The following is a 24,437-nucleotide window of genomic DNA, read 5'->3' as shown; positions in this document are numbered from 1 at the left end:
GGCGCGACATTGGCGCATCCGACATATCAATTCTAATCATAGTGTTTTTAGATTATCCATAAGCGATGTCGATCAATCGAATCGCGCTCTACCATCTCGAAACCCTGCTGTGGATCGACCGGCTCGGCACCTTCTCGGCCGCCGCCGAGCGGCTCAACACGACCCAGCCCGCGGTGTCGGCGCGGATGCGCGAGCTCGAACAGCGGCTGGGCTCGGCGCTCTTCCGCCGCGACGGGCGCGCCATGTCGCTGACCCCCGCGGGGCGCAAGCTGGTGCGCGACTGCGCGCCGCTGCTCCGCGACATGGAGCGCGCGCTGCTCGGCAGCGGCGGCTTCGCCGAGGCGAGCGGGGTGGTGCGGATCGGCGCGGGCGAGATTGCGGCGGCGAGCTGCCTGCCGCCCTTCGTCGCGGCGCTGAAGGAAGAGATGCCGGGGGTCGGCCTCGAAATCGAGATCGACCTGACCGCGAATTTGATCCAGCAATTGCTCACCGGCCGCACCGACATGGCCTTCGCCGCGGGGCCGGTCGCGCATCCGGCGCTGACCTCGCGCCCGATCGGCAAGGTCGCGCTCGTCTGGCTCGCGAGTCCGGCGGTCGCCGCGGCCTTCGATGCGGGCGGCGAGGCGGCGGCGATGCCGGTCTGGTCGCTCGCCAGCCACTCGCCGATCCACGGCCGGATGCGCGACGCGATCGACGCCTCGCGCATCGCGCCGCGCTCATTGAACCTCTGCAACAACGCCCGGATGATGATCGACATCGCGCTCGCGGGCGGCGGGGTCGGCATTTTTCCCGAACCGATGGTGCGCGCCGAGGTCGCGCGCGGCGCGCTCGTCGAACTCGCCGGCATGCCGCCGCCGGCGCCGGTTGAATTCCATGTCGCGATGCGCGTCGCCGATACCGAGCCGGTGCTGGTGCGCATCTTCGAACAGGCCGCGCGCCTGCGCATCGCGCCGGCCACGGGGATTTGACGCCGATCAATGACCTCGGGCGCGCATCCGCGCATTCTGCTATGGTGAAGCAGCCCAAGGAGATCGGATATGCGCTCGATACTCGTTCATGCCGACAATGATTCCGCTTTCGAGGGCCGGCTGCAGGCCGCGCTCGACCTCGCGCGATGGTTCGAGGGCCATGCGACGCTGCTGATCGCGACCCCGCTCCGGCAGTTCATCAGCTTCGATCCCTTCGGCGGCACCTATTTCTCCGCCGAGGCGCTCGCCGCAGCGCAGGCCGAGGATCTGACGCTCGAAAGCCGGTTGGCCGACCGGCTTGCGGGCGAGGATGTCCCCTGGGACATCGCGATGTCCGACGGAGATGTCGCGGGTGCGCTCGCTGCCGCCGCGACCTTCGCTGATCTTGCCATCGTCAGCCTGCCCGCTGCCGAGGGTGAGGGACGGGGGGACCTGCCGCTGCTCGCCGGCGACGTGGCGCTGGCCGCGCCAGTTCCCGTCCTCGCCCTGCCGCGCGATACGAAGGCGCTCGTTTTCGAGGCGCCGGCGATGGTCGCGTGGAACGGCAGCACCGAAGCGGCACACGCGCTCCGCGCCGCCATCCCCCTGCTGCATGGCCGCGCCGTGACGCTCGTCGCCATCGATACGGGCGATGCCGACGCGGACGGCTTTCCCGCGACCGACGCGCTGCGCTATCTGTCGCGTCACGGCATCCACGGCGAGTTGCAGACCGTCGCCCGCGGTGCCGATGCGGTCGGCGAACGGCTCGTGGCCGAGGCGGCGGCGATGGGCGCAGGGCTGCTCGTCATGGGCGCCTTCGGCCGCAGCCGCCTTCGCGAAACGCTGTTCGGCGGGGTGACGCGCCACCTGCTGTCGCACAGCCGGACGCCGCTCCTCCTCGCCCATTAGGTTCTAGGGCAGCGGCATTTCCAGCGCCGCCGACAGGTCGGCGAGCGCCTGTTCGCCGCTCGTCACCTTGATCGCGTGCATGCCGAGCATCGCCGCCGGCTTGCAGTTGATGCCGAGGTCGTCGAGATAGACGCAGTCGGATGCCGCGACGTCCAGCGCCTCGCACATCATCCGGTAGATCGCGGGGTCGGGTTTGCGCACTCCGACCTTGCTCGATTCGACGACATGGTCGAAGCGCGCCATGATCGCCGCGATCTCGGCCGCCGCGCCGTCGCTGCGCGCCATGCCCGCGCCTTTTCCCGAGGGCACATTGTTGGTGATGCAGCCGATCGTGAAGTCCTTTGCCTTCAGCGTATCGAGCGCCGCGACCATCGCCGGGCGCACCGCGCCGGCGAGCACCGCGAGCACCGCTTCGCCCTCCAGATCGTGCCCCAGCGCGCGCGCCTCGTCGGCGAAGGCGCGGTCGAAAGCGGCCGCGTCGATCTCGGCGCGCTCGAACTTCGCCCACGCGTTGCCGTCGGGGTCGCGCGCGTTGACGCGGCGCACGAAGTCGCGCGGCAGCCCGCGCTCCTCCTCCAGCCGGTTGAACGCCTCGAAGGGCGAGGCGGTGATGACGCCGCCGAAATCGAAGATGACGGTCGTGAAGCTCATGGCGCGATCAATAATCCTGTCTTGGGGTCCGCCGCGCCCGACAGCATTTCGCGATAGGCGTCAAGCGCCGCCGCGCCGCCCGCGTGCGTGTCCGGCCGCGCGAGCTGCGGCGCGACCTCCATGAAGCCGAGCCACGCCTCGCCGACCCGCTGCCCGAACGCCGCCCCGCCCCAGTCGCCGATCCGCTTCTGCACCCGGCCGGGCGCGAAGAAGCCCTGGCGCTCGGGCCCCGGAAGCCCGGCGGCGTCGGCCTGCGCGTCCCAATGCGACTTGCCGACGATGATCGAGGCCTGGAGGCTGGTCCCGAAATGGCTGTGCACGACGCGCGTCACCGCGCCATTGCCCGCCATGTCGACCAGCGCGCTCGGCGTTGCCGCGTTCAGCGTCATGATCTGGTCATAGCTGATGACCCGGTCGTAGATGCGCTGCGCATCGAGCGCGGCGACGTGGGCGGCGCTCGTCAGGCCGATCGTCTCGGGCCGCGCGCCGCCGCGGCGCGCGAGCGAATAGCCGAGGCCGATCGCGGTCTTGCTCGACGCGCTCGCGATCAATATCTGGTCCGCGCCATAGTCGCCGTCGTCCTCGAACTGGTCGGCGATCAGCCAGCCGGTCAGGAACAGCGGGCGAAAGATCGGCCAATAGTCGTGATGCCCGGCGCGATAGTCGGGCAGCGCCTCGATCCGCTGATACTGGTTGTAGATCGGGGGCAGGGCGGCCCGGCGCGGGGTGACGTCGGTGAAGCCGCCGGGCCCGGCGGCACCGGGGGTCAGCACCGCATGGCTCGCCATCGGATAATAGCCGTAGAAGCGGTCGCCGACCGCGATGCCGTCGGCCGCGCTTTCGGTGACGGTCGCGAAGCCCCAGACCGGCAGGCGCCCGGGCTCGCCCCGCTCGGCGAAGAAATCCCAATAGCCCTGATCGTTCCCGAACAGGCCCGACGGCTTGCCGAACACCGCATAGGTGATGTTGTTCGCGGTCATCGCATAAAGGTCGGTCGCGACCCGGATTTGTCCCGGCGCGAGCGGCGCGGGCGCCTCCTCGACCAGCGTCGCCGTGGTGATATCGTCGCGATCGATGTCGATCGCCCAGCCGTTGTGCATGCGGACCCCTCCGATTGTCTTGGCCCTTGCCTGCGGGCGCGGGACGGGGGATAGTCATACAGATGCCACGATCCCATACAATCGCGGTCAAGCGCATATATGAACCGGCCGAGCCCGGCGACGGCGCGCGCTTCCTCGTCGACCGGCTGTGGCCGCGCGGCGTGTCGAAGGAAAAGGCCGACCTCGCCGCATGGCTGAAGCCGCTGTCGCCGAGCGACGCGATGCGCGAGCAGTTCCACCACGCCACCGCCGGCAGCGACGCGGCGTGGAACGCGTTCCGCAAGGAGTATTTCGCCGCGCTGGATGCCGGCGGCGGCGAGGCTGCGGCGGCGCTCGCCGAAATCGATGCCGCGATGAAGGCGGGGCCAGTGACCCTGCTCTATGCGGCGAAGGACGAGGATCGGAACAACGCCGTCGCGCTGCGCGAGTGGCTGGAGGGGCGCTAGAGCCCTCCTGTTGGTTTCGTCATTGCGAGCGGAGCGAAGCAATCTCCAGCTATCATTTGCGCTGTGCCGGTGGCTGGAGATTGCTTCGTCGCTCCGCTCCTCGCAATGACGGGGATTATATTCAGCCCGCCGCCTCGAACAGCGACCCGATCGCGATCGTCGCCGCCATCGCGAACGCGCCCCAGAAGCTGACGCGCAGCACGGCGCGCGCAATCGGCGCATTGCCCGCCCAGGCGCCGAGCACACCGAGCACCGCGAGAAAGACCAGCGACGCCGCCGAGACTGTCCACGGCAGCGAACGGCCGGCGTCGAGCAGCACGACGAGCAGCGGCAGTGCCGCGCCGATCGAAAAGCTCGCCGCCGAAGCCGCCGCGGCCTGCACGGGACGCGCGCGCATCTCGCGGCTCAACCCCAGTTCGTCGCGCAAATGGCTGTCGAGCGCGTTGTGCGCGGTGAGCGCCTGCGCGACCTCTTCGGCGAGCGCGCGGTCGAGCCCGCGCCCCTCGTAGATCTGCGTCAGTTCCTCAAGTTCGAATTCGGGCTGCGTCTTGAGCTCGTGGCGTTCGCGCGCGATGTCGGCCTTTTCAGCATCGCCCTGCGAGCTCACCGACACATATTCGCCCGCCGCCATCGACATCGCGCCCGCGACGAGCCCCGCGACTCCGGTGACGAGGATCGACGCCTGCGCCGCGCCCGCCGCCGCGACCCCGGCGATCAGGCTCGCGGTCGAGACGATTCCATCGTTGGCGCCGAGGATCGCGGCGCGCAGCCAGCCGATCCGCTCGACGGCGTGGGTTTCGCGGTGCATACCCCCTCGTCCTTCCTCAATATTGCAGCTTCAACCCCGGCCGCGCCCAGCGCGTCTTCACGAGCCGCCCGCTGCCCGACAGGGTCAGATAGGCGTCGCGCATGTCGGCGCCCCCGAAGGCGATGTTGGTCGTGAAGATGTCGTCGGTCGCGACGAATTCGACCAGCTCGCCCGCGGGCGAGACGACGCTGATCCCGCATTCGCCGATCGTCGCGACGCAGATATTGCCGTTCGCCTCCATCGCGAGGCTGTCGAAGAATTTATAGCCCGCGGGGCGATAGAGCGGGATGCCGGGGCCGCCCGGCCCCGCGGCATCGTCGACCTTGCCGGGGGCGACGATGTTGAACTGGGTCAGCCGGCACGTATAGGTTTCGGCCGCGTAGAGCTTCGTCCCGTCGGGCGACAGGCCGACGCCATTGGGGTTGTAGCTCGGGAAGATCACTTCCTCGATGAAGCTGCCGTCGGCCTTGGCATAGAAGATGCCGACGACGTCGTGGCAGCGCTTTTCATAATCGACCTTGCCGTGGTCGGTGAACCAGAAGCCGCCGTGCGCGTCGAACATGATGTCGTTGGGGCCGCGCAGCACCACGCCATTGTCGCCCGATTTGTAGAGGATTTCGACCGCGCCCGTCGCGATGTCGATCCGCTCGATCCGCCCGCCCGAATAGTCGCTCGCGATCCCGTGCGGGGCGAGATAGCCGTTCGCCTCGACATAATGGAAGCCGCCGTTGTTGCAGCAATAGAGCTTGCCGTCGGGGCCGATCGCTAGGCCATTGGGGCCGCCGCCGGGGGTCGCGACGACCTCTTTCTTCCCGCCGGGCCAGCAGCGGGTGATGCGCCCCTGCTCGATCTCGACCACGATGACGCTGCCGTCGTCCATCACGACCGGCGCCTCGGGGAAGCGCAATCCGTCGGCGATCAGTTCGAACTCCATCCTCGTCTCCCTTGCTCTTGTTCGTTCGCTGTGCTTTCCCGCCCATCATGCCCGTTCGCACGCTCTTCGCCACCCATTTTTACGAAGCCGACATCGGCACTCCCGACCTGCTCGACGAACTCGAGCAAAGCTGTCGCCTGCTCGCCGAAGAGGATGGCGCGGGGCGGCGCTGGAGCCGCGATCATGGCTACAAGGGCTATACGAGCTATGCGAGCCTCGACGACCTCCCGCAGCGCGACCCCGCCTTCGCGGACCTGAAGCGCCTGCTCGACCGCGAGGTGAAGGCATTCGCCAAAGCCTGTCACTTCGACCTCGCCAAGCCGCTGCGGCTCGACAGCCTGTGGGTCAATCTGCTGAAACCCGGCGGCACTCACAGCGGGCATATCCATCCGCACAGCGTCGTGTCGGGGACTTTCTATGTCGCCGTGCCGCCCGGATCGGGCGTGCTCAAGCTCGAGGATCCGCGGCTGCCGATGCTGATGGCGGCGCCGGGGCGCACCGACGACGCGCCCGAGCATCTGCGCCCCTTCATCTACGCCGCGCCCGCGCCGGGCCGCGTCTTTCTGTGGGAAAGCTGGCTGCGGCACGAGGTCATGGCCCATGCCGGCAAGGGCGAGCGGATTAGTATCAGCTTTAACTACTCCTGAGCCGATCCTATATCGCCAACCACGGGGCGCGTCGCTGCCTGATAAGCCCCTCCTCTTCAGAGGAGGGGACGGGGGTGGTGAAGCTCGGTCGGGCTAGATGCCCGAGCGAGCTTGTTCCAAGCTCGCTACCACCCCAACCCCTCCTCTGAAGAGGAGGGGCTTCGCTAGAAAGGAACTCCCATGACCGCGACCGCCGACTACAACGCCGACCTGCAACTTTTCATCGCGGGCGCGTGGCGGAGCGGGGAGGGGCGCGATGTCGCGCCGGTCTATAATCCCGCGACCGGCGCGCCGATCGCCGAACTGCCCGTCGCGACCGCCGCCGACCTCGACGAGGCGCTCGCCGCCGCCGACAAGGCATGGCCGCTGTGGCGGGCCAGGACGCCCGACGAGCGCGCCGCGCTGATGCACAAGGCGGCGGGGATCATCCGCGAACGTATCGAGCCGATCGCGACGCTGCTGACGCTCGAACAGGGCAAGCCGATCGCCGAGGCGCGCGGCGAGGTTGCGTCGGCGGCGGGGCTGCTCGCCTATTTCGCGGAAGAAGGAAAGCGCATCGAGGGCCGCGTGCTCCAGCGCCCGGCAGGCCAGCGCGCGATGGTCCTCAAGCAGCCGGTCGGCCCCGCCGCGGGCTTTTCGCCCTGGAACTTCCCGGTCAATCTGATGGTCAAGAAGATCGCTCCCGCGCTCGCCGCGGGCTGCGTCGTGATCGCCAAGGCGCCCGAGGAAACACCGGGCTGCACCAGCGCGATCATGCGCTGCCTCGACGATGCGGGCATTCCCGCGGGGGTCGCGCAGCTCGTCTATGGCGTGCCGGACATGATCAGCCGTCACCTGCTCGCGAGCCCGGTGATCCGCAAGGTCAGCTTCACCGGGTCGACCGCGGTCGGCAAGCATCTGATGCGCCTCGCCGCCGACGGGGTGAAGCGGATCACCATGGAACTCGGCGGCCACGCGCCGGTGCTGGTCTTCGACGATTGCGACCTTCAGGCGACGCTCGACCGCGTCGTCGCGCAGAAATTCCGCAACGCGGGGCAGGTGTGCGTGTCGCCGACGCGCTTCTATGTGCAGCAGGGCATCTACGACGCCTTCGTCCAGGGTTTCGCCGAACGCACGGCGAAGGTGAAGATCGGCAGCGGGCTTGATCCCGACACGCAGATGGGGCCGCTCGCCAACGCGCGCCGCGCGCCCGCGCTGGAGGCGATGATCGCCGATGCGAAGGCGAAAGGCGCGCGCGTCGTCGCGGGCGGCGAGGCGACGGGCGAAGGCAATTTCTTTCTGCCCACCGCGATCGCCGACGTGCCGCTCGATGCCGATGCGATGAACCACGAACCCTTCGGCCCGATGGCGCTGATCCGGCCGTTCGGAACCGAGGAGGACGCGCTCGAACAGGCGAACCGGCTCCCTTACGGTCTCGCCGCCTTCGCCTTCACCGAAAACGGCCGCCGCATCAACCGCATCGCCGACGGCATCGAAAGCGGCATGGTCGGGATCAACAGCTTCGTCATCTCGAGCCACGACACGCCCTTTGGCGGGATCAAGGAATCGGGTTTCGGCAGCGAAAGCGGGCCCGAGGGGCTGGAAAGCTATCTGGTGACGAAAGCGGTGCATATTTATTGAACCGGGCGGTGTGAAGGCTGGCCCGCCGTCGGCTTTGGGGTGGGATTTGGGCCATTCCCCTCCCTTTTAGGGAGGGGTTAGGGGTGGGTGCGCGAGCGGAGCGAGCCCACGAAAGAACGCCGCCTTCGGCGGCTACCCACCCCCAGCCCCTCCCTAGAAGGGAGGGGAGAAGACATGGCCGCACCCGGCCGCTCATTGCCACCCGATGGGCGCCGATCAATCCCGCTCCAGCGCCACGAAATCGCGTCCCATCGGCGCCAGATGCGCGCCGCCGTCGACGAAAATCGTCTGCCCCGTCACCGCCTCGGCTTTTGCCAGGTAAATCACCGCATCGGCAATCTGCGCCGGGGTCGGCAGCGCGCCGAGCGGCATCCGCTGTGCCAGCCGCTCGACCTGCCCCGGCACATAATCGTCGGTGGGAATCGTCAGCCCCGGGGCCACCGCGTTGACGCGCGCGCGGCCGCCGAACGCCACCGCCAATATCGCCGTCGCCTGCCACAGCGCCGCTTTCGACAGGCTGTAAGCGATCTGGTCGGGCACCGGATGCGCGACGCGCTGGTCGACGATGTTGACGATCGCGGGGCGCCGCCCTTCGCCTGCCCGCGCGACGAGCGCCTTTGCGAGCATCACCGGGGCATGGTGGTTGAGCTGCATCATCGCCGCGAGATCGGCCTGCGTCAGCCCTTCCCATTCGCCCTCGGCGAACAGCGCCGCATTGTTGACGAGCAGGTCGGGCGCGCGGCCGAAGGCGTCGGCGACCGCCGGGATCAGCGCGTCGACCGCCTCCGCGTCCGACAGGTCGGCGATGAAATGCCGGTTCTCGGCGCCGGTCTCGGCGAGCGCTTCGACGAGCATCGCGTCGGGGTCGGCGAGGCTGTGCTTGTGGAGCGCGAGCGCATAGCCCTCGCGCGCGAGTCGCGCCGCGATCGCCGCGCCGACGCGGTGCAGCCCACCGGTGACGAGGGCGAGCTTCCGCGTCACTTGCGCGCGCCCGGTCGGCTTCTGCGCATCGTGATCCCGATCTCCTCGCCGTCCTCGGCGATCGCGAGCTTGACGATCTTCACCTCGACCTCCGCGACGCGGTCGTCCTGCAGGAACAGCGTGTCGATGATATGGTCGGCGACGCTTTCGATCAGAACGAAATGCACGTCCTTCGGGATCGCGTCGGTCGCCGCGAATTTGAGGTGCATGTAATTCTTCGACGCACTGAGCGGCGTCGTCGGGTCGTAATGATCGGCCATCGCCAGCCGCGCGCGCACTGAGATGCGGAGCGGCTGCGGAAGGTGGGTTTCCTCGGAATAGATGCCGGTCAGCACTTGGACGGTCAGCCCGTCGACTTCGAGCCAGAGTTGGTCGGTCACAAGAAAATCCTGTCTGCGGGCGCGACATTCGGCTTTGCAACGCGGTGCCGCGACCCTAAAGCGCCGCCGCATTAGCGAAAGGGCGGGCATTGGTCGAGTTACTTCCATTGGCGAATATCGAGCCGCAGGCGGTCGAGCATCTGCTCGACGCCGCTTTCGGGCCCGACCGCTTTGGACGAACCGCCTACCGCCTCCGCGAAGGGGCGGCGGCGATCCCGGCGCTCAGCTTCGCGCTCGTCGAGGATGGCATGCTCGTCGGAACGATCCAGTGCTGGCCCGTCGCCCTCCGCACCGCCGATGGCGCGGCGCATCCGCTGGTGATGGTCGGCCCGGTCGCGGTGCGCCCCGACGTGCAGCGCGGCGGACACGGCCGCGCTCTGATGACGCATATGCTGGAGGCGGCCGAAGCCAACGCCGACGGCGCGCTGATGATGATCGGCGACCCCGAATATTACGGTCGCTTCTTCGGCTTCACCGCCGATGCGACGGGCGCCTGGGATCTGCCCGGCCCGTTCGAGAAACGCCGCCTGCTCGCACGCGCGGTGAACGGGCACGCGCTGCCGGTGAATGCGGGGATGATCGGGCCGCGTTGACCATAGCGGGGTTGCGCGCCGCGCACGCCCCCCTATGTCGGGTCCATGGTCACCCCCGCGCCGTCGCTTCCCAAGCCCTTTTCGCAGCTTTCGCTGACCGAGGCGGCCGAGCTTCTCGCCGCGCGCAAGCTGCCGCCGGTCGAGACGTGGCACCCCGAGCGCAGCGGCGACAGCGCGATGGAGATTCGCGCCGACGGCAGCTGGTATCATGAGGGCGGGCGGATCGACCGCCCGGCGATGGTCCGGCTCTTCTCGACCATATTGCGGCGCGAACCCGATGGAAGCCATGTGCTGGTGACGCCCGCCGAAAGGCTGCGCATCGCGGTCGAGGACACGCCCTTTCGCGCGGTCGAGATGAAGAGCGAAGGCGAAGGGAAGGAGCGCAGGCTCATCTTTCGCCTCGACACCGAAGATCTGGTCCTTGCGGGCGGCGATCATCCGCTCTCCTTCGGGAGCGACCCGGACAGCCCCGATCCCCGGCTTCATGTCCGCGGCGCGATCGGCAATGGGCTTGAGGCGCGGATCGACCGCGCGCTCTATTACGAGATGGTCGAGATGGCGCTCGCCGACAGCGGGGAGCTGCCCGTCATCTGGTCGAACGGCGCCCGCTTTCCGCTGGTGGACGCCTGATGCTCTCCGAAAAGCTGCGCGCCGCGCTCGACAATCTGCTCCCCGACCCGGGCGAGGACGAGGCCTATCTGTTCGACGGCCCGCCGACCCTCCGCGACGCGGCGGTGCTGATCGCCTTCACCGACCGCGCCGACCCCGGCGTCATCCTGACCCAGCGGCCGCAGTGGCTGCGCAGCCATGCGGGGCAGGTCGCCTTTCCGGGCGGCAAGATCGACCCCGGCGACCGCGACGCGGTCGACGCCGCGCTTCGCGAGGCCGAGGAGGAGATCGGCCTCCACCGCCGCGACGTGGCGATTGCGGGGACGACCGAGGCCTATCGCTCGGGCAGCGGCTATCACATCACCCCCGTGCTCGGCGTTATCCCGCCCGACCTGCCGCTCGATCCCAACCCCGATGAGGTCGAGGACTGGTTCGAGGTTCCGCTCGACATCCTTTTCGACCCCGAAAACTACCACCGCCAGCATGCGCATTGGCAGGGGCACGATCGGCATTATTATGACATGCACTGGCAGGGACGGCGGATCTGGGGCGTGACGGCGGGAATCATCATCAATCTGGCGCGGCGGATGCCCGCGGGCTGGCACCGATGACGGTGCTGCCCGACGCCGAGTGGCGGCAGGGGCCGGGCCTCGCGCGCATCGTCGCGGCGCTGGCGGCGGACGGCGGCGCGGTGAAGATCGTCGGCGGCGCGGTGCGCGACACGCTGCTCGGCCTTCCCGCCACCGACATCGATCTCGCGACCCCGCTTCGCCCCGACGAGGTGATGCGGCGGCTGGAGGCGGCCGACGTCAAGGTGATCCCGACCGGCATCGCGCACGGCACCGTCACCGCGATCGCAAGCGGCGACCGGCACGAGATCACGACGCTGCGCCGCGACGTCGCGACCGACGGGCGGCGCGCCACCGTCGCCTTCGCCGACGACTGGCGCGAGGATGCGGCGAGGCGCGATTTCACGATCAACGCGCTCTATGCCGATCCGGCGACGGGCGCGGTCGACGACTGGTTCGGCGGGCTCGCGGACCTTGCGGCGGGGCGCGTCGCCTTCATCGGCGATGCCGCGACACGGATCGCCGAGGATCACCTCCGCATCCTGCGCTTCTATCGCTTCGCGGCGCGTTTCGGGCGCGGCGAGCTCGACCCGTCGAGCCACGCGGCGGTGGTCGCGGCGCGCCAGTCGCTCAAGAGCCTGTCGCGCGAGCGCGTCGCCGACGAGCTGCTCAAGATCCTCGCGCTGCCCGATCCGCGCGCGGTCGTCGGCCGGATGGCGGCCGACGGCATCTTCGCGGTGGTGGTCCCCGAACTCGACCCGGCGTTCGCGAGCACTTTCGACCGGCTGATCGCGAACGAGGCGGCGACCGCTACGCCGCCCGCGCCCCTGCGCCGCCTATCGGCGTTGCTCCCCGCCGATGCCGCGACGGCCGAAACGGTGGCGAGCCGGCTGCGCCTGTCGACGCGCCAGCGCAAGCATCTCGCGGCTGCGGCGGCGCATCGCGGCGACACCGCGCGCCCGGCGCGCCGGCTCGCCCATGCGATCGGCGTCGAGGCGGCGCGCGACGTCCATCTCCTCGCGGCATCGGATGGGACGGGCGCGCGAAGCCTCGCCGGCTGGGTGCCGCCCGAGCTGCCGATCAAGGGCGGCGACATCATCGCGCGCGGCGTGACCGCGGGGCCCGAGGTCGCGCGAATCCTGCGCGCGGTCGAGGCGGCGTGGGTCGCGGAGGATTTTCCCGATGCGGCGCGCGTCGGCGAGCTCGCCGATCAGATGATCGGCCGCGCCAGCGATTCGCGCCAATAGGCGAAGGCTTCGGGGCCATCCATCGGCCGCGCGAACAGATAGCCCTGCCCGAAATCGCAGCCGAGCGCCGACAAGAGCCGCGCCTGGTCGGCGGTCTCGACCCCTTCGGCGGTCGTCTTCATCCCCAGCACTTCGGCGAGGCTCTGGATCGTGCGGACGATCGCGGCCTTGTCGCGATCCTCGACCATATGGTCGACGAAGCTGCGGTCGATCTTGAGCACGTCGATCGGCAGCCGCTGCAGATAGGCAAGGTTCGAATAGCCGGTGCCGAAATCGTCCATCGCGATCCGCGCGTCGAGCGCCTTCAATTCGCTGAGCACCGACAGCGCGAGGTCGGGGTCACCGATGATCGCGCTTTCGGTCAGCTCGATCATCAGCCGCTCGCCGCCGATCGCATTGGTCATCAGCGCCTGGCGCACGACGGCCGCGATATCGTCGCGGACGAGCTGGATCGCCGACACGTTGACCGAGAAATAGCATTCGACCGGCGTTCCGCCATTGTCGCGGTCCCAGTCGGCCAGCACTTTCGCCGCCTTGGCGATCACCCACTGGCCGAGCGGCACGATCAAGCCCGAATCCTCGGCGACCGGAATGAATTCGGCCGGTGACACGGGGCTGCCGTCGCTGTCGTCCCAGCGAGCGAGCGCCTCGAAGCCGGCGACGCGGCCGCTCGCCAGCTCGATCAGCGGCTGGAAGGCGAGGCGCAGACGGTCCTCTTCGATCGCGCTCCTGAGCGCGGTTTCGAGGCCGAAGCGATTGTCGGACAGCATCGCCGCCTCGGGCTCGTAGATTTCGATGCGGTCGGTCTGCTTGGCGCGCTTCAGCGCGATCTGCGCGTGGCGGATCTGGTCGCCGATATCGGTGTCATGTCCGGGCTGAATCGCGCAGCCGAGTGCGCAATCGACGCTGACTTTCAACTCGCCGATGCGGAACGGATGGTCGAAACAGCCGCGGATGCGCCGCGCCAGCTCGCGCACGTCGGCGCGCCCGCCGGTGATGCGGGTGGAGATGGCGAATTCGTCGCCGCCGCTGCGCGCCAATATGTCGCCGCTGCGCAGGCTCGACTTCAGGCGGCGCGCGACGGTGATGATCAGCTCGTCGCCCGCGAGCGGGCCGATATGCTCGTTGATGCGGCTGAAGCGCGCAAGGTCGAGCAGCAGGATCGCATGGTCGGCGGGCTCGTCGGTATGCGATCGCTGTTCGACCAGCTCCTCGAACCCGGCGCGATTGGGGAGGCCGGTCAGGCTGTCGGAAACCAGTTCGCGGCGCAGGTTGCGCTCGGTCATCATTTCCTGGGTGCGGTCGATCAGCGTCAGCAGGAACAGCGATTCGTCGCCGCATTCGTCCGACAGCCGGCCGATCGCGCCGCGCAGATCGCGCGCTGCCACGCCTTCGCCGAGGCGGCACGCGAATTCCTGGTTCTCGTCGACCCGCCCCGCCGCGGCGCGCTCGATGGCCCGGCGCAGTTCGATCGGGGCGTTCGCGCCGGCGGGCGACAGGCCGAGCCGGTCGAACGCGGCATTGCTGGCGTGGAGGCTGAAATTGCCGCGTTCCAGCGGCCGGATCAGCGCTGCGGGCACCGGCAGGGCGTCGATCCAGCCGACGTAAAGCAAGGGCCGGTCTTCGCCGGTCTGATCGATAGGCATAACGAAGGGTTTTGTGCGACCTTTCCCCATTGACCCATGACTATGTCACCGGGAGTAAAGAAGCTATTTACGGCAAAAGGGGAATCGGTTTCAGCCGAAACGATTGTTTCGCGGAAAACCGGTCGGCGGCATCCGCCCCGCGGCGCCGCGCGCGACGCGCCAGGGAACGAGGTCGGTTTCGGTCCGGGTGCGGCCGCTGTCGCCGCCCATCGTCCAGCTCAGACCCTCGGCGAAGACGAAGCTGACCGCGTCCGACAGGCCGCCGTCGCGATAGCGTTGCAGCATCACGCCCTGGCCGCGCGCCATCACCGGCACCTCGTTGATCGGGAAAACCACGAGCTTGCGGTTCTCGCCGACCACCGCGACGCTGTCGTCGTCCGGCGCGATCGGGCGCACCACGGCGAGCCCGGCCTTGGGTTTCAGGTTGACGACGCCGCGACCCTTGCGCGTTTCGGCGATCACCTCGCCCATCTGGACGATGAAGCCGTGCCCGCTCGTCGAGGCGAGGAGCAGGCGGCCCTCCGCGCTTGCGGGGATCAGCGCGACGATCCGTGCCTCGGGGTCGATATCGACCATCAGCCGCAGCGGCTCGCCGAAACCGCGCCCGCCGGGCAGCTTGTCCGCGCCGACCGTGAAGAAACGCCCGTCGCTTGCCGCGACCAGCAGCTTGTCGGTGGTCTGCGCATGCGCCGCGAAGGCGAGCTCGTCGCCCTCCTTGAACTTGAACTCGGCCCACTGGTCGGCTGCGACATGGCCGCGCTGGGCGCGGATCCAGCCGCGCTTCGACAGGATCACCGTTACCGGTTCCTTCTCGATCATCGCGTCGAGCGGAATATCGCGCGCCGGCGCCGCTTCGGCGATCGCCGTCCGCCGCGCGCCGAGCGGCGTGTCGGGCCCGTAAACCGCCTTCAGCTTTTCGAGGTCCTTGCGCAGCCGCGTCTTTTGACGGTCCTTGCTCGCGACCAGCTTCGCCAGTTCCTCGCGCTCGGCGACGAGGTCGGCCTGCTCGCGCTTCAGCTCCATTTCCTCCAGCTTGCGCAAGCTCCTGAGGCGCATGTTGAGGATCGCCTCGGCCTGGCGGTCGGTCAGCTCGAACTCGGCCATCATCACCGCCTTGGGTTCGTCCTCGGTGCGGATGATCTCGATGACGCGGTCGAGGTTCAGGAAGGCGATCAGATAGCCACCAACCAGCTCGAGCCGGTCGTCGATCTTGCCGATCCGGTGCTCGGCGCGGCGGACGAGCACGATGATCTGGTGCTGCAGCCACTCGGTCAAGAGCTGGTGCAGCCCCATCACCTTCGGCGTCCGCGTCGCGTCGAGGACGTTGAGGTTGAGCGCGAAGCGGCTTTCGAGCTCGGTCAGCCGATAAAGGCTTTCCTTGAGCACCTCGGGGTCGACGTTGCGGCTCTTGGGGACAAGGACGATGCGGATGTCCTCGGCGCTTTCGTCGCGCACGTCCTCGAGGATCGGCAGCTTCTTGTCGGCGATCAACTGCGCGATCGCCTCGATCAGCTTGCCCTTGGCGACCCCGTACGGGATTTCGCTGATCACGAGCTGCCAAGTGCCGCCCGCCTGCTTCTCGATCCCCGTTTCCTCCCAGCGCCCCTCGGCATCGCGGCCGGTCGAGAAGCGCGCGCGGACGCGAAAGCCGCCGCGGCCGGTCTCATAGGCGTGCGCGATCGTCTCGGCGCTGTCGACGACGATGCCGCCCGTCGGGAAATCGGGCCCCTTCACATGGGTCAGCAGCTCGGCAAGCTCGGCCTTCGGATTGTCGATCAGGACGAGCGCGGCGTCGATCACTTCGGCGGCGTTGTGCGGCGGGATGTTCGTCGCCATGCCGACCGCGATCCCGCTCGCGCCGTTGGCGAGCAGGTTCGGGAACAGCCCCGGCATGATCTCGGGCTCTTCGTCCTCGCCATTATAGGTCGGCTTGAAATCGACCGTGCCCTCGTCGAGACCCTGCATCAGGTCGACCGCGACGCGCGTCAGCCGCGCTTCGGTATAACGGTAGGCCGCGGCGTTATCGCCGTCGATATTGCCGAAATTGCCCTGGCCGTCGACGAGTGGATAGCGGAGCGAGAAATCCTGCGCGAGACGGACCATCGCGTCATAGACCGCGGTGTCGCCGTGCGGGTGGAACTTGCCGATGACGTCGCCGACGACGCGCGCCGATTTCTTGTAGCCCTGGCTGGGATCGAGCCGCATCGCGCGCATCGCCCACAGAAGGCGGCGGTGGACGGGCTTCAGCCCGTCGCGCAGGTCGGGGAGCGAGCGCGCGGTGATCGTCGACAGCGCATAGACGAGATAGCGTTCGGACAGCGCGCTGTCGAACGGGGTATCGATCTGGCCGGGGACGGGTTCGTTATGGTCGGGATCGTCGGTCGTATTCGCCATTGTCCGGTGCCGATAGCAAGGCCGGGCCCCGAGGCAAAGGGCAAAGCGGTCGCCGCTTGCGTCCGCACGCGCATTCGCGCAAGCCGGACGGCGGAAGAGGGGAGAATCGGTGGCTGCTTTCGACGATCACCCACCGGGTCCGCTCGCGCGTTTCGTGCGCGCGGCGATGCTGTGGTTCTACCGCCGCCAGGGCTGGACCGCGGTGGGCGAGGTGCCCGAGCCGCGCCGCTTCATCATCATCGCCGCGCCGCACACGAGCAATTGGGACTTCCTCTATTACCTCGGCCTCACCGCCGACAAGGACATCCGCCCGCATTTCATGGGCAAGTTGTCGCTGTTCCGATGGCCGCTCGGCGGCTTCATGCGTCAGATGGGCGGCATCCCCGTCGACCGGACAGGCGGGCATAATCATGTCGAGGCGATGGTCGCCGAGTTCGCGCGCCGCGACGAATTCATGCTCACCGTCGCGCCCGAGGGCACGCGGCGCAAGACCAGGAAATGGCGCACCGGTTTCTATCATATCGCGATGGCGGCGAAGGTGCCGATGGTCGTCGGGCTGATGGACTATGGCCGCAAGACCGGGGGGTTCGGCCCGGCCATCTGGCCGACCGGCGACTTTCGCGCCGATATGGAGAAGGTGCTGGCGGTCTATCGCGACTGCACCCCCAAATATCCCGACCGGGCTGTGCGTTCGCTCTCCGATATATTAGGGGAGGGTGACGAAGGAGCGGTGGCGGCATGATGGGGCTCTGGCAGACATTGGCGATCAATTTCGCCGGCCTGATGGCCGTGATCCTCGGGCTGTGGATCGCGGCGCGGACGATCCGCGATGTCTCGTTCATCGACGCCTTCTGGGCGTTCGGCATAGTGCTGCTCGCGTGGGGCACCGCCCTCCAGGCGGGCTTCGAGGGCGTCCGGACCCAGCTTCTGCTGCTCCTCGTGACCCTGTGGGGCCTGCGCCTCGCCGCGCATCTGTTCCTGCGCTGGCGTGCCAATGGCGAGGACCCGCGCTACCGCAGGATCCTCGCCAGCGTCATCGAGCAGCGCGGCTGGAGCTGGGGTACCGCGGCGTTGGTCTCGGTGTTCCTGACCCAGGCGCCGCTGCTGTTCCTCACCTGCCTGCCGGCGCAGCTCGGCATCTGGGCGAGCGCGACGACCCCGCCCGCGACCGCGGGCTGGGTCGCGGCGCTCGGCACCTTCGCCGCGCTCGCGGGCATCGCGTTCGAGGGCATCGGCGACGCGCAGCTCCATGCCTTCCGCAAGGACCCCGACAACCGCGGCAAAGTGCTCGACACCGGCCTCTGGCGCTACACGCGCCATCCGAATTATTTCGGCGACACGCTGACCTGGTGGGGCATCTGGCTCGTCGCCGCCGACGCCGGGCTGTGGGTGGCGTTGGCGAGCATCATCGGCCCCATCTTCCTCACCTTCACCCTCACGAAATGGTCGGGCAAGGCGCTGCTCGAAAAGGGGCTGCACAAGTCGCGCCCCGGCTATGCCGATTATGTCCAGCGCACCTCCGGATTCCTCCCATGGCCGCCAAAGACCAAGGGCTAGGCGACGAGGCGACCGCGGCTGACGCGAGCGCGCTCGGCGACGCGCCGCGCATCCGCGCGATCCTGACCGAAGCGGCGCGCGAGGGGCGCAGCGTCAGCTATTCGGAGCTGCTCGGCGACCTCGGCTTCCGCTTCACCCGGCCCAAGATGCGCGCGGTCTGCAAGACGCTCGCCGAGGTCGACCGCCTGTGCGCGCTCGATGGCGAGCCCGACCTCGCGGTGCTGGTGGTGCGCGAAAGCGACCGGCTGCCGGGGCAGGGCTGGTGGGTCGGCGGTACCGCGCTGCTTCTCGGCTACGACGGCCCGTGGGAAGGCGCGAGCGCCGCGCGCTTCATTCGGGAGCAGCAGCAGGCGGTGTTCGATTTTTGGGAGGGGCGGTAGGACGGCTTCCGGCCGGAAGCGGCCATACCTTCTCCCCTCCCTTCTAGGGAGGGGCTGGGGGTGGGTAGCCGCCGAAGGCGGCGTTCTTTCGTGGGCTCGCTCCGCTCGCGCACCCACCCCTAACCCCTCCCTAAAAGGGAGGGGAATGGCTCAAACCCACCCCAAAGCGGCCACCTTCTTTATTTCTTCAATCCGATCTCGCGTAGCCGCTCCTGCAGATACTCGTCCGCGGTGATCGGCTCCGGATAGAGGTTCGGGTGCGACACATCGACGCAATTCTCGAGCGTCTCGATCGGATAGTCCGAGCGGAAATGCAGGAAGAAGGGCATCGAATAGCGCGCGACGCTGGCGCGGCCCGCGTCGGGGTTGCGGACGCGGTGGGTGGTCGAGGGCAGGCGGTTGTTGGTCAGCCGCTGCAGCATGTCGCCGACATTGACCGCCATCGCCCCGGCCGGCGGGCTGACGGGGAGCCAGCTTCCGTCCTTGTCGAGGATCTCGAGCCCCGCCTCCTCAGCGCCGAGCAGCAGGGTGATCGTGTTGATGTCCTCGTGCGCCTCGGCGCGGATGCCCTTCGCGGGTCCCTCGACCGGCGGATAGTGGAGCAGACGCATCACGCTGTTGCCGTCCTTGACCGTGTCGTCGAAGAAATCGGGGGCGAGGCCGAGATAGCGGGCTATGCCCGAGAGCAATCGGCCGCCGACGCGGTCGAATTCGGCGAACAGCTTGTCATAGGTGGCGCGGAAGCCCGCGACCTCGGCGGGCCAGACGTTGTTCGGCTGCTGCGCGGCGAGCTTGTGGCCTGCGGGCAGGTCGCGGCCGACGTGCCAGAATTCCTTGAGGTCGACCTCTTTCGCACCCTTGGCGATCTCGGTCCCGAACGGCGTGTAGCCGCGCGCGCCGCCGCCGCCGGGGATGTGATAGGCGCGCTTCGCTGCCTCGGGCAGCGCGAAAAAGGCCTTCGCCTTCACCCAGGCATCGTCGATCAGCGCCGGGTCGATGCCATGATCGGTGATCATCGCGAAGCCGAAGCGCTCGAACGAGGCGCCGAAGTCGTGCGCGAATTGCTCGGCGGGAAGCGACAGGGAAATGACGGGAACGGCGGCGGTCATACGGTTGGAATCCATCTGTTAGGGGTCGCGCCCAGGGCGCGTCATAGCTGCGATTTAGGCGCTGGCGCCGGACGGTTAAAGGGAAAAAGGCGGTTCCGTCGCGCGGTCGGCTCGGCTAAGCCCGCCGCCATGGCAAAGCAATATTGGCTGATGAAATCCGAACCCGACGTCTATGGCTGGGATACGCTGGTCCAGGACGGCAGCGGCATCTGGGACGGCGTGCGCAACCACACGGCGAAGCTCAACATGCAGGCAATGAAGGTCGGCGACGAGGCGCTCTTCTATCACAGCAATATCGGCAAGGAGTGCGTCGGGATCATGAAGATCACCGAGGCCGCCTTTCCCGATCCGACCGCCGACGAGGGCTCGCCCTGGGTGGTCGTGCGCGTCGAACCGGTGCGGCCGCTCGCGCATCCGGTGACGCTCGCCGCGATCAAGGCCGACCCGAAGCTCGCCGACATGGATCTCGTCCGCCTGTCGCGCCTGTCGGTCGGTCGCGTGACGCCCAACGAGTGGAAGCATGTCCTGAAGAAGTCGGAAAAGCCGCAAAGCTGAAGCCGGAACCGGCCTATTTGCGCAGCTTGGCCTGCATATGCTGCGTCACCGACGGGTGCAGCGGGCTGACGAACTCGCAGCCGCAATTGGTGCCGTCGACGCGGCGGACGACCGCTTCGAGCAGCTGCAGGCCGGGCAGGTTCACCCACAGATGGGTGTCCACAGCGGGGGGCGAATAGGAGAAAAAGCGAAATCCCGTCGACGAAAGGTCGAACAGGTCGACGTCGAACGGGTTCATGCCCGCCTCGCGAAGGCGCGCCCGCGCGGACACGTCGGTGCGCGCGGCGCGGCGCCCCTCCGGCGCGGGTTTGGTGATGCTGCTGTTTTTTCCCGACACGGCTGGCGATCCCTGGTGCGATTCGATTCGAGATTTCTATCGCGCCGATGGTTACCGGCAGGTCAAAGCCGATGGTGAAGCCTTCTGGTTAAGGCGGCGCGTCGCCGACCGTCATCGACTGGCCGGGATAGGCGGCGACGAGCGCGGCCGCTTCGCGCCAGTCGGCGGTCAGCCAGCGGTCGTGATCCTCGGCCTGGAGGATGACCGGCATCGCCTTGGGCTGATAATGCGCGACCAGCCGGTTGGGATCGGTCGTCAGGATCGCGAAGCCGGGCCAGTCCTCGATCTGCCGCTGGATTCCCGCGAAGGCGAAGATCGGGCGGGAGGCGACCGAAAACCAGTGCTGCCGCTTCGCGCCCTGGGCTCCCGACCATTCGGCGAAGGCGGTCGCGGGCACCAGACAGCGCAGTTCGGGATGCCGCAGCGTGCCGATCCAGAAGGGGCTTTGAAGGTTACGGACGGTGGTTACCGGGCGCGTGCCTTGCGGGGGCGGCGGAACCCCCCACAATCGGGGGCGCAGAAAGCGGCGCGATCCGCCGCGTCCGTCGCTGACGATCACTGGGGCGGGACGGCCGGGCGCGACATAATCGCCGGTCCAGGGATCGTCGCCGGCCTCGGCATCGAAGGCCACGGCGATCGCGCCCGCGGGCGCGTCGAGGCGGTAAAGGTTGGTCATCCGGCTTTAGTCGGTCCCGCGCACCCGTCCGCGTCCGGCCTTGACCGTGCTGCGCGCCTTCTTGCTGTCGACGCGGCGCGCCTTGGCGGCCTTGCTCGGTTTGGTCTTGATGCGCCGTTCGGGGCGCACCAGCGCGGCATCGACCAGCGCGTTCAGCCGTTCGCGCGCATCGGCGCGGTTCGCTTCCTGGGTGCGATAGCGGCGCGCGAGGATGACCAGCTCGCCTTCGGTCGTCATCCGGCTGCCCGCGAGCTGCTTCAGCCTTTTATACGCATCGGGGGCGAGGCCCAGCGCATAAACGTTGACGCGAAGCTGGCACGCGGTCGCGACCTTATTGACATTCTGCCCGCCGGGACCGGTGCCTGCGAGGAACTTCTCGGTGATCGCGCTCTCGGGAATCTCAGCCACGGGTCGGCGCCGCTCCCTCCGGCGCGGCGAAGCCCAGCGCGACGAAGGCGTCGGGGAAGGGCGCCTCGGCGATAATTGGCGGCTTGACGTCACGTTTCACCACCAGTCGTTCGGCGTGGAGCAAGGTGCGCGTCCGCGTGCCGCCGCGCCCGTAGACCGGATCGCCGACGAGCGGAAAGCCGAGCCCTTCGAGCGCATGGACGCGAAGCTGATGCGTGCGGCCGGTTTCGGGGCGGAAGCGCAACAGGCTGCGGCCTTCGACGACAGCGAGCTTTTCCCAATGCGACACCGACGGCTTGCCTTTCGGATCGCTGATCATGCGCCAGCCCTCCTCGGCGGTCGAAGTCTTGGAAAGCGGCAGGTCGATCGTGCCGCTGTCGGCTTCGATCACGCCGTCGAGGATCGCGAGATATTGCTTCTCGACCGCGCGGTTTTCGAACGCGCGGGTGAAGCGCCCGTGCGCCTTGGGATTGCGCGCGAGCAGCAAACAGCCCGAGGTGTCGCGGTCGAGCCGATGGACCGCGAGCGGCCAGCGCTTGAAGCCGAAGCGCAGCGAATCGAGATGATTTTCGAGGCTGAGGCTGCCGTCGCGCGGTGCGTCGACGGGCAGGCCCGCCGGCTTGTCGAGGACCATGGCCTCGCCGTCGAGAAAAAGGATGCGATCTGAAAGGAGCATCGCCGCGCTATAGGCGGCGTGCTCCCTCGCCGAAAGCGTAAACGTCCATCGCGAGCAGGCCATAGGTGGTGCTGGCGTGCAGCCGCTCGGCCTCGAACGGCTCGCCGCCGGCGCCCATCGCGACGAACAGCGGCAGGATATGATCCATCGTCGGATGATTGTCGCGGCCGTGCGGCGCGCGCTCGACCGCGTGCAGTACGTCGTCGACCGCGCCCGCGGCCAGGCGCTCGGCAACCCAGTCGGCGAAGGCGGTGACCCACCCGGCCGCGGGTGCATCGACCGCGGGGCGCGCCGAGAACAGCGCGCGCAGATTGTGCGTCATGCTGCCCGATCCGACGATCAGCACGTCTTCGTCGCGAAGCGGGATGAGGGCCCGGCCCAGCGCATGATGCCATTCGAGCGTCGCGCTGGAGGCGATCGAGAGCTGGACGACCGGAATATCGGCGTCCGGATAGACCAGCGAGAGGGGAACCCATGCACCATGGTCGAGCCCGCGCGCCGCGTCGGGCGTCACGTCGAGGCCCTGCGCGCCGAGCAAGGCGGCGATGCGCGCCGCGAGCGCCGGATCGCCCGGCGCCGGATAACGCATCGCGAAAAGTTCGTCCGGGAAACCGCCGAAATCGTGGATCGTCGGCGGTGCGAGGGAGGCCGTAACGGTCGCGCGGCCGCCCTGATGCGCCGCGTCATGATGTGCCGAGACGACCAGGATCGCCTGCGGACGCGGCAGCCGGTTGCCCAGTCCGGCGAGGAAATCCCGCGCCGGACTGGGCTCCAGCGACAGCATCGGCGACCCGTGCGAAAGGAACAGGCTGGGAAGCCGCTGCATCGCGTGGCTCAGGCCGCTTGCTGCAGCGTGTCGATCGCCGTGGTGGCGCGCGCGATCGCTTCGCCGTCCATCAGGTGACCGTCGGCGGCGATGATCGTCACGTCGGTGATGCCGACGAAGCCGAGGATGTGTTTGAGGTATCCGCTCGCGAAATCGACCGCGCTGCCCAGCGGCACGCCGCCCGAGGCGAAGACGATATAGGCGCGCTTGCCGGTCAGCAGGCCCTCGGGGCCGGCTTCGGTGTAGCGGAAGGTGCGGCGGGCGCGGGCGATCATGTCGACCCAGGCCTTCAGCGAGGCGGGGATCGCGAAATTATAGATCGGCGCGGTGATCACGATCGTGTCGGCGGCTTCGAGCTCGGCGATCAGTTCGTCCGATCCGGCGAGCAGCGCCTTCTGTTCATCGCTGCGCTCGGCCTCGTCGGTGAAATTGGCGCCGACCCAGTTTTCGGTGAGCAGGGCGGGCGGGGTCGCGTTGAGGTCGCGGCGGGTGACCGTCGCGCCGTAATCCTGTTCGACGAGGCGGCTCACGAGCTGGTCGGCGAGCGCGCGCGTGGTCGAACCCTGGTTGCGGGCGCTGGCGTCGATGCGAAGAATATGGGTCATGGCAGATACTCCTTGGACTGTGTGAGGGGAGAAGGGGTGGGCCGCCGCCGCAAGGGAGGGGGACAGGCGGCGGCCCGGGGGGAGGCTCTTCAGAGGCTGTCGACCAGCACCAGTTCGGCGTCGTCGATCGCTTCGACGGTGATGGTGCCGACGTCGCGGATCGCGATGCCGTCGCGCGGATCGGCATCCTCGCCATTGACGCGGATGCGGCCCTTGGCGGCGACCAGATAGGCGTGGCGCCCGGCGTCGAGGTCGTAGGACAGCGTCTCGCCAGCGTTCACCGTCGCCGCCGCGACACGGGCGTTGGCGCGGATCGGCAGCGCCTCATCGCCCTCGATCCCGCTCGCCAGCGTCACGAACTGGCCCGAACGATCGGCCTTGGGGAACTGGCGCGCACCCCAGCCGGGATTGCCGCCGTCACGATCGGGCAGGATCCAGATCTGGAACAGCGTCGTTTCCTCGTCCTCGAGGTTGAACTCACTGTGCGTCACGCCGGTGCCGGCGCTCATCACCTGGACATCACCCGCCGCGGTGCGGCCGCTATTGCCCATCGAGTCGCGATGGGTGATCGCGCCGGTGCGGACATAGGTGATGATTTCCATGTCGCGGTGCGGGTGCGGGGGAAAGCCCGCCTGCGCCGCGATCGCATCGTCGTTCCAGACGCGCAATGCGCCCCAGCCCATCCGGCTCTCGTCATAATAGTTCGCGAAGGAGAAGTGATGACGCGCGTCGAGCCAGCCGTGGTCGGCGTGGCCGAGGCTGTCGAATTTGCGAATGTCGATCATGGCCGTTCCTTTCTTGTCTGTCGTCACGCCCATCGGCGTGGT

At 68.4% G+C, this 24,437-nt stretch carries 29 protein-coding genes; 13 read left to right on the top strand and 16 right to left on the bottom strand.

Annotation, left to right across the window (positions count from 1 at the left end):
- Positions 1–65 precede the first annotated feature (65 nt).
- Together CD928_RS13245 and CD928_RS13240 are read left to right on the top strand one after the other, a co-directional pair.
- Positions 66–968 carry a LysR family transcriptional regulator gene (locus tag CD928_RS13245; protein WP_095387586.1) on the top strand — a complete coding sequence of 301 codons (903 nt, stop codon included), beginning with the start codon at positions 66–68 and terminating at the stop codon, positions 966–968.
- 69 nt (positions 969–1,037) lie between these two features.
- Positions 1,038–1,856, top strand: a complete 819-nt coding sequence (locus CD928_RS13240; RefSeq protein ID WP_095387585.1) for a universal stress protein — start codon at positions 1,038–1,040, stop codon at positions 1,854–1,856.
- 3 nt (positions 1,857–1,859) lie between these two features.
- Here CD928_RS13240 and CD928_RS13235 read toward each other — a convergent pair whose 3' ends face one another.
- Both CD928_RS13235 and CD928_RS13230 read right to left on the bottom strand, forming a co-directional pair.
- Entirely contained in the window at positions 1,860–2,507 is a 648-nt protein-coding gene (locus CD928_RS13235) for an HAD-IA family hydrolase (RefSeq protein WP_095387584.1), read from the bottom strand.
- Complete coding sequence (locus tag CD928_RS13230) at positions 2,504–3,607, bottom strand: DUF2855 family protein (protein ID WP_095387583.1); 1,104 nt, start codon at positions 3,605–3,607, stop codon at positions 2,504–2,506. Before CD928_RS13230 ends, CD928_RS13235 begins: the two co-directional genes overlap by 4 nt.
- 62 nt (positions 3,608–3,669) lie before the next feature.
- Between CD928_RS13230 and CD928_RS13225 the strand changes: the two genes are divergently transcribed.
- On the top strand, positions 3,670–4,053 hold the full coding sequence (locus tag CD928_RS13225; RefSeq protein WP_095387582.1) for a DUF488 domain-containing protein: 384 nt from the start codon (positions 3,670–3,672) through the stop codon (positions 4,051–4,053).
- Between the two features lie 121 nt (positions 4,054–4,174).
- On the opposite strand, the gene CD928_RS13220 is transcribed toward CD928_RS13225, so the two are convergent.
- Positions 4,175–4,861, bottom strand: coding sequence for a VIT family protein (locus CD928_RS13220; protein ID WP_095387581.1), 687 nt, complete (start codon positions 4,859–4,861; stop codon positions 4,175–4,177).
- Between the two features lie 16 nt (positions 4,862–4,877).
- Positions 4,878–5,795, bottom strand: a complete 918-nt coding sequence (locus CD928_RS13215) for an SMP-30/gluconolactonase/LRE family protein (protein ID WP_095387580.1) — start codon at positions 5,793–5,795, stop codon at positions 4,878–4,880.
- Between the two features lie 47 nt (positions 5,796–5,842).
- Here CD928_RS13215 and CD928_RS13210 point away from each other — a divergent pair, with 47 nt between their 5' ends.
- Positions 5,843–6,442, top strand: a complete 600-nt coding sequence (locus tag CD928_RS13210; protein ID WP_095387579.1) for a TIGR02466 family protein — start codon at positions 5,843–5,845, stop codon at positions 6,440–6,442.
- Between the two features lie 180 nt (positions 6,443–6,622).
- Positions 6,623–8,062: an NAD-dependent succinate-semialdehyde dehydrogenase gene (locus CD928_RS13205; protein WP_095387578.1), complete on the top strand. Its 1,440-nt coding sequence runs from the start codon at positions 6,623–6,625 to the stop codon at positions 8,060–8,062.
- Positions 8,063–8,278: 216 nt separating this feature from the next.
- Here the strand turns inward: CD928_RS13205 and CD928_RS13200 are convergent, their stop codons facing one another.
- On the bottom strand, positions 8,279–9,043 hold the full coding sequence (locus tag CD928_RS13200) for an SDR family oxidoreductase (protein WP_095387577.1): 765 nt from the start codon (positions 9,041–9,043) through the stop codon (positions 8,279–8,281).
- The gene (locus CD928_RS13195) at positions 9,040–9,423 is read right to left on the bottom strand and encodes a dihydroneopterin aldolase (protein WP_095387576.1); all 384 of its coding nucleotides are present in this window, start codon (positions 9,421–9,423) and stop codon (positions 9,040–9,042) included. The genes CD928_RS13200 and CD928_RS13195 overlap by 4 nt, the downstream gene beginning before the upstream one ends.
- Before the next feature lie 89 nt (positions 9,424–9,512).
- On the opposite strand from CD928_RS13195, the gene CD928_RS13190 reads away from it, so the two are divergent.
- The 4 genes from CD928_RS13190 to CD928_RS13175 are packed head-to-tail and all read left to right on the top strand — an operon-like array spanning position 9,513 to position 12,441.
- The gene (locus CD928_RS13190) at positions 9,513–10,016 is read left to right on the top strand and encodes a GNAT family N-acetyltransferase (RefSeq protein ID WP_095387575.1); all 504 of its coding nucleotides are present in this window, start codon (positions 9,513–9,515) and stop codon (positions 10,014–10,016) included.
- Between the two features lie 45 nt (positions 10,017–10,061).
- Positions 10,062–10,646 carry a DUF1285 domain-containing protein gene (locus tag CD928_RS13185; protein WP_095387574.1) on the top strand — a complete coding sequence of 195 codons (585 nt, stop codon included), beginning with the start codon at positions 10,062–10,064 and terminating at the stop codon, positions 10,644–10,646.
- Positions 10,646–11,236: a CoA pyrophosphatase gene (locus CD928_RS13180; RefSeq protein ID WP_095387573.1), complete on the top strand. Its 591-nt coding sequence runs from the start codon at positions 10,646–10,648 to the stop codon at positions 11,234–11,236. Before CD928_RS13185 ends, CD928_RS13180 begins: the two co-directional genes overlap by 1 nt.
- Positions 11,233–12,441: a CCA tRNA nucleotidyltransferase gene (locus tag CD928_RS13175; protein WP_095387572.1), complete on the top strand. Its 1,209-nt coding sequence runs from the start codon at positions 11,233–11,235 to the stop codon at positions 12,439–12,441. The genes CD928_RS13180 and CD928_RS13175 overlap by 4 nt, the downstream gene beginning before the upstream one ends.
- Here CD928_RS13175 and CD928_RS13170 read toward each other — a convergent pair.
- Together CD928_RS13170 and parC are read right to left on the bottom strand one after the other, a co-directional pair.
- Positions 12,405–14,087: a bifunctional diguanylate cyclase/phosphodiesterase gene (locus tag CD928_RS13170; protein WP_255247161.1), complete on the bottom strand. Its 1,683-nt coding sequence runs from the start codon at positions 14,085–14,087 to the stop codon at positions 12,405–12,407. The two genes, CD928_RS13175 and CD928_RS13170, sit on opposite strands and share 37 nt — an antisense overlap.
- 90 nt (positions 14,088–14,177) lie before the next feature.
- Positions 14,178–16,481, bottom strand: coding sequence for a DNA topoisomerase IV subunit A (parC, locus tag CD928_RS13165; RefSeq protein WP_095387570.1), 2,304 nt, complete (start codon positions 16,479–16,481; stop codon positions 14,178–14,180).
- 109 nt (positions 16,482–16,590) lie between these two features.
- On the opposite strand from parC, the gene CD928_RS13160 reads away from it, so the two are divergent.
- The 3 genes from CD928_RS13160 to CD928_RS13150 are packed head-to-tail and all read left to right on the top strand — an operon-like array spanning position 16,591 to position 18,418.
- Entirely contained in the window at positions 16,591–17,223 is a 633-nt protein-coding gene (locus CD928_RS13160) for a lysophospholipid acyltransferase family protein (protein WP_095387569.1), read from the top strand.
- Complete coding sequence (locus tag CD928_RS13155; protein ID WP_217983764.1) at positions 17,220–18,038, top strand: DUF1295 domain-containing protein; 819 nt, start codon at positions 17,220–17,222, stop codon at positions 18,036–18,038. Before CD928_RS13160 ends, CD928_RS13155 begins: the two co-directional genes overlap by 4 nt.
- Complete coding sequence (locus CD928_RS13150) at positions 18,014–18,418, top strand: ribose-phosphate pyrophosphokinase (RefSeq protein WP_095387568.1); 405 nt, start codon at positions 18,014–18,016, stop codon at positions 18,416–18,418. Before CD928_RS13155 ends, CD928_RS13150 begins: the two co-directional genes overlap by 25 nt.
- A gap of 179 nt (positions 18,419–18,597) precedes the next feature.
- Here the strand turns inward: CD928_RS13150 and CD928_RS13145 are convergent, their stop codons facing one another.
- A complete protein-coding gene (locus CD928_RS13145) occupies positions 18,598–19,527 on the bottom strand; it encodes an isopenicillin N synthase family oxygenase (RefSeq protein ID WP_095387567.1) in 930 nt (309 codons plus the stop codon).
- A gap of 129 nt (positions 19,528–19,656) precedes the next feature.
- Here CD928_RS13145 and CD928_RS13140 point away from each other — a divergent pair, with 129 nt between their 5' ends.
- A complete protein-coding gene (locus tag CD928_RS13140) occupies positions 19,657–20,082 on the top strand; it encodes an EVE domain-containing protein (RefSeq protein WP_095387566.1) in 426 nt (141 codons plus the stop codon).
- A gap of 13 nt (positions 20,083–20,095) precedes the next feature.
- Here the strand turns inward: CD928_RS13140 and CD928_RS13135 are convergent, their stop codons facing one another.
- From CD928_RS13135 to CD928_RS13105, 7 genes are all read right to left on the bottom strand, one after another.
- Complete coding sequence (locus tag CD928_RS13135; RefSeq protein WP_176473579.1) at positions 20,096–20,419, bottom strand: PilZ domain-containing protein; 324 nt, start codon at positions 20,417–20,419, stop codon at positions 20,096–20,098.
- 88 nt (positions 20,420–20,507) lie between these two features.
- Positions 20,508–21,095: an SOS response-associated peptidase gene (locus CD928_RS13130; RefSeq protein WP_095387564.1), complete on the bottom strand. Its 588-nt coding sequence runs from the start codon at positions 21,093–21,095 to the stop codon at positions 20,508–20,510.
- Between the two features lie 6 nt (positions 21,096–21,101).
- Positions 21,102–21,503, bottom strand: coding sequence for an alternative ribosome rescue aminoacyl-tRNA hydrolase ArfB (arfB, locus tag CD928_RS13125; RefSeq protein WP_095387563.1), 402 nt, complete (start codon positions 21,501–21,503; stop codon positions 21,102–21,104).
- Positions 21,496–22,179 (bottom strand): RluA family pseudouridine synthase, encoded by a 684-nt coding sequence (locus tag CD928_RS13120; RefSeq protein WP_095387562.1) that lies wholly within the window; start codon positions 22,177–22,179, stop codon positions 21,496–21,498. The genes arfB and CD928_RS13120 overlap by 8 nt, the downstream gene beginning before the upstream one ends.
- A gap of 7 nt (positions 22,180–22,186) precedes the next feature.
- Positions 22,187–23,005, bottom strand: coding sequence for a class III extradiol ring-cleavage dioxygenase (locus CD928_RS13115; RefSeq protein WP_095387561.1), 819 nt, complete (start codon positions 23,003–23,005; stop codon positions 22,187–22,189).
- A gap of 8 nt (positions 23,006–23,013) precedes the next feature.
- Positions 23,014–23,610, bottom strand: coding sequence for an FMN-dependent NADH-azoreductase (locus CD928_RS13110; protein ID WP_095387560.1), 597 nt, complete (start codon positions 23,608–23,610; stop codon positions 23,014–23,016).
- 89 nt (positions 23,611–23,699) lie between these two features.
- Entirely contained in the window at positions 23,700–24,395 is a 696-nt protein-coding gene (locus CD928_RS13105; RefSeq protein WP_095388045.1) for a pirin family protein, read from the bottom strand.
- Positions 24,396–24,437: the final 42 nt, after the last annotated feature.

Source organism: Sphingopyxis sp. GW247-27LB, from assembly GCF_002277025.1.
Classification (GTDB): Bacteria; Pseudomonadota; Alphaproteobacteria; order Sphingomonadales; family Sphingomonadaceae; genus Sphingopyxis.
Note: the sequence above shows the minus strand (reverse complement) of the source record. Positions and strands in the feature narration are given on the sequence as shown.

Excerpts from the sequence above, each read along its gene's own strand:
- CD928_RS13230 (WP_095387583.1), bottom strand. The coding sequence starts at position 3,607 with ATGCACAACGGCTGGGCGATCGACATCGATCGCGACGATATCACCACG.
- CD928_RS13130 (WP_095387564.1), bottom strand. The coding sequence starts at position 21,095 with ATGACCAACCTTTACCGCCTCGACGCGCCCGCGGGCGCGATCGCCGTG.
- CD928_RS13185 (WP_095387574.1), top strand. The coding sequence starts at position 10,062 with ATGGTCACCCCCGCGCCGTCGCTTCCCAAGCCCTTTTCGCAGCTTTCG.
- CD928_RS13105 (WP_095388045.1), bottom strand. The coding sequence starts at position 24,395 with ATGATCGACATTCGCAAATTCGACAGCCTCGGCCACGCCGACCACGGC.
- CD928_RS13175 (WP_095387572.1), top strand. The coding sequence starts at position 11,233 with ATGACGGTGCTGCCCGACGCCGAGTGGCGGCAGGGGCCGGGCCTCGCG.
- CD928_RS13170 (WP_255247161.1), bottom strand. The coding sequence starts at position 14,087 with ATGCCTATCGATCAGACCGGCGAAGACCGGCCCTTGCTTTACGTCGGC.
- CD928_RS13235 (WP_095387584.1), bottom strand. The coding sequence starts at position 2,507 with ATGAGCTTCACGACCGTCATCTTCGATTTCGGCGGCGTCATCACCGCC.
- CD928_RS13205 (WP_095387578.1), top strand. The coding sequence starts at position 6,623 with ATGACCGCGACCGCCGACTACAACGCCGACCTGCAACTTTTCATCGCG.
- CD928_RS13245 (WP_095387586.1), top strand. The coding sequence starts at position 66 with ATGTCGATCAATCGAATCGCGCTCTACCATCTCGAAACCCTGCTGTGG.
- CD928_RS13145 (WP_095387567.1), bottom strand. The coding sequence starts at position 19,527 with ATGACCGCCGCCGTTCCCGTCATTTCCCTGTCGCTTCCCGCCGAGCAA.
- CD928_RS13155 (WP_217983764.1), top strand. The coding sequence starts at position 17,220 with ATGATGGGGCTCTGGCAGACATTGGCGATCAATTTCGCCGGCCTGATG.
- CD928_RS13150 (WP_095387568.1), top strand. The coding sequence starts at position 18,014 with ATGGCCGCCAAAGACCAAGGGCTAGGCGACGAGGCGACCGCGGCTGAC.
- CD928_RS13140 (WP_095387566.1), top strand. The coding sequence starts at position 19,657 with ATGGCAAAGCAATATTGGCTGATGAAATCCGAACCCGACGTCTATGGC.
- CD928_RS13210 (WP_095387579.1), top strand. The coding sequence starts at position 5,843 with ATGCCCGTTCGCACGCTCTTCGCCACCCATTTTTACGAAGCCGACATC.
- CD928_RS13225 (WP_095387582.1), top strand. The coding sequence starts at position 3,670 with ATGCCACGATCCCATACAATCGCGGTCAAGCGCATATATGAACCGGCC.
- CD928_RS13240 (WP_095387585.1), top strand. The coding sequence starts at position 1,038 with ATGCGCTCGATACTCGTTCATGCCGACAATGATTCCGCTTTCGAGGGC.
- CD928_RS13120 (WP_095387562.1), bottom strand. The coding sequence starts at position 22,179 with ATGCTCCTTTCAGATCGCATCCTTTTTCTCGACGGCGAGGCCATGGTC.
- CD928_RS13215 (WP_095387580.1), bottom strand. The coding sequence starts at position 5,795 with ATGGAGTTCGAACTGATCGCCGACGGATTGCGCTTCCCCGAGGCGCCG.
- CD928_RS13115 (WP_095387561.1), bottom strand. The coding sequence starts at position 23,005 with ATGCAGCGGCTTCCCAGCCTGTTCCTTTCGCACGGGTCGCCGATGCTG.
- CD928_RS13180 (WP_095387573.1), top strand. The coding sequence starts at position 10,646 with ATGCTCTCCGAAAAGCTGCGCGCCGCGCTCGACAATCTGCTCCCCGAC.
- parC (WP_095387570.1), bottom strand. The coding sequence starts at position 16,481 with ATGGCGAATACGACCGACGATCCCGACCATAACGAACCCGTCCCCGGC.
- CD928_RS13110 (WP_095387560.1), bottom strand. The coding sequence starts at position 23,610 with ATGACCCATATTCTTCGCATCGACGCCAGCGCCCGCAACCAGGGTTCG.
- CD928_RS13220 (WP_095387581.1), bottom strand. The coding sequence starts at position 4,861 with ATGCACCGCGAAACCCACGCCGTCGAGCGGATCGGCTGGCTGCGCGCC.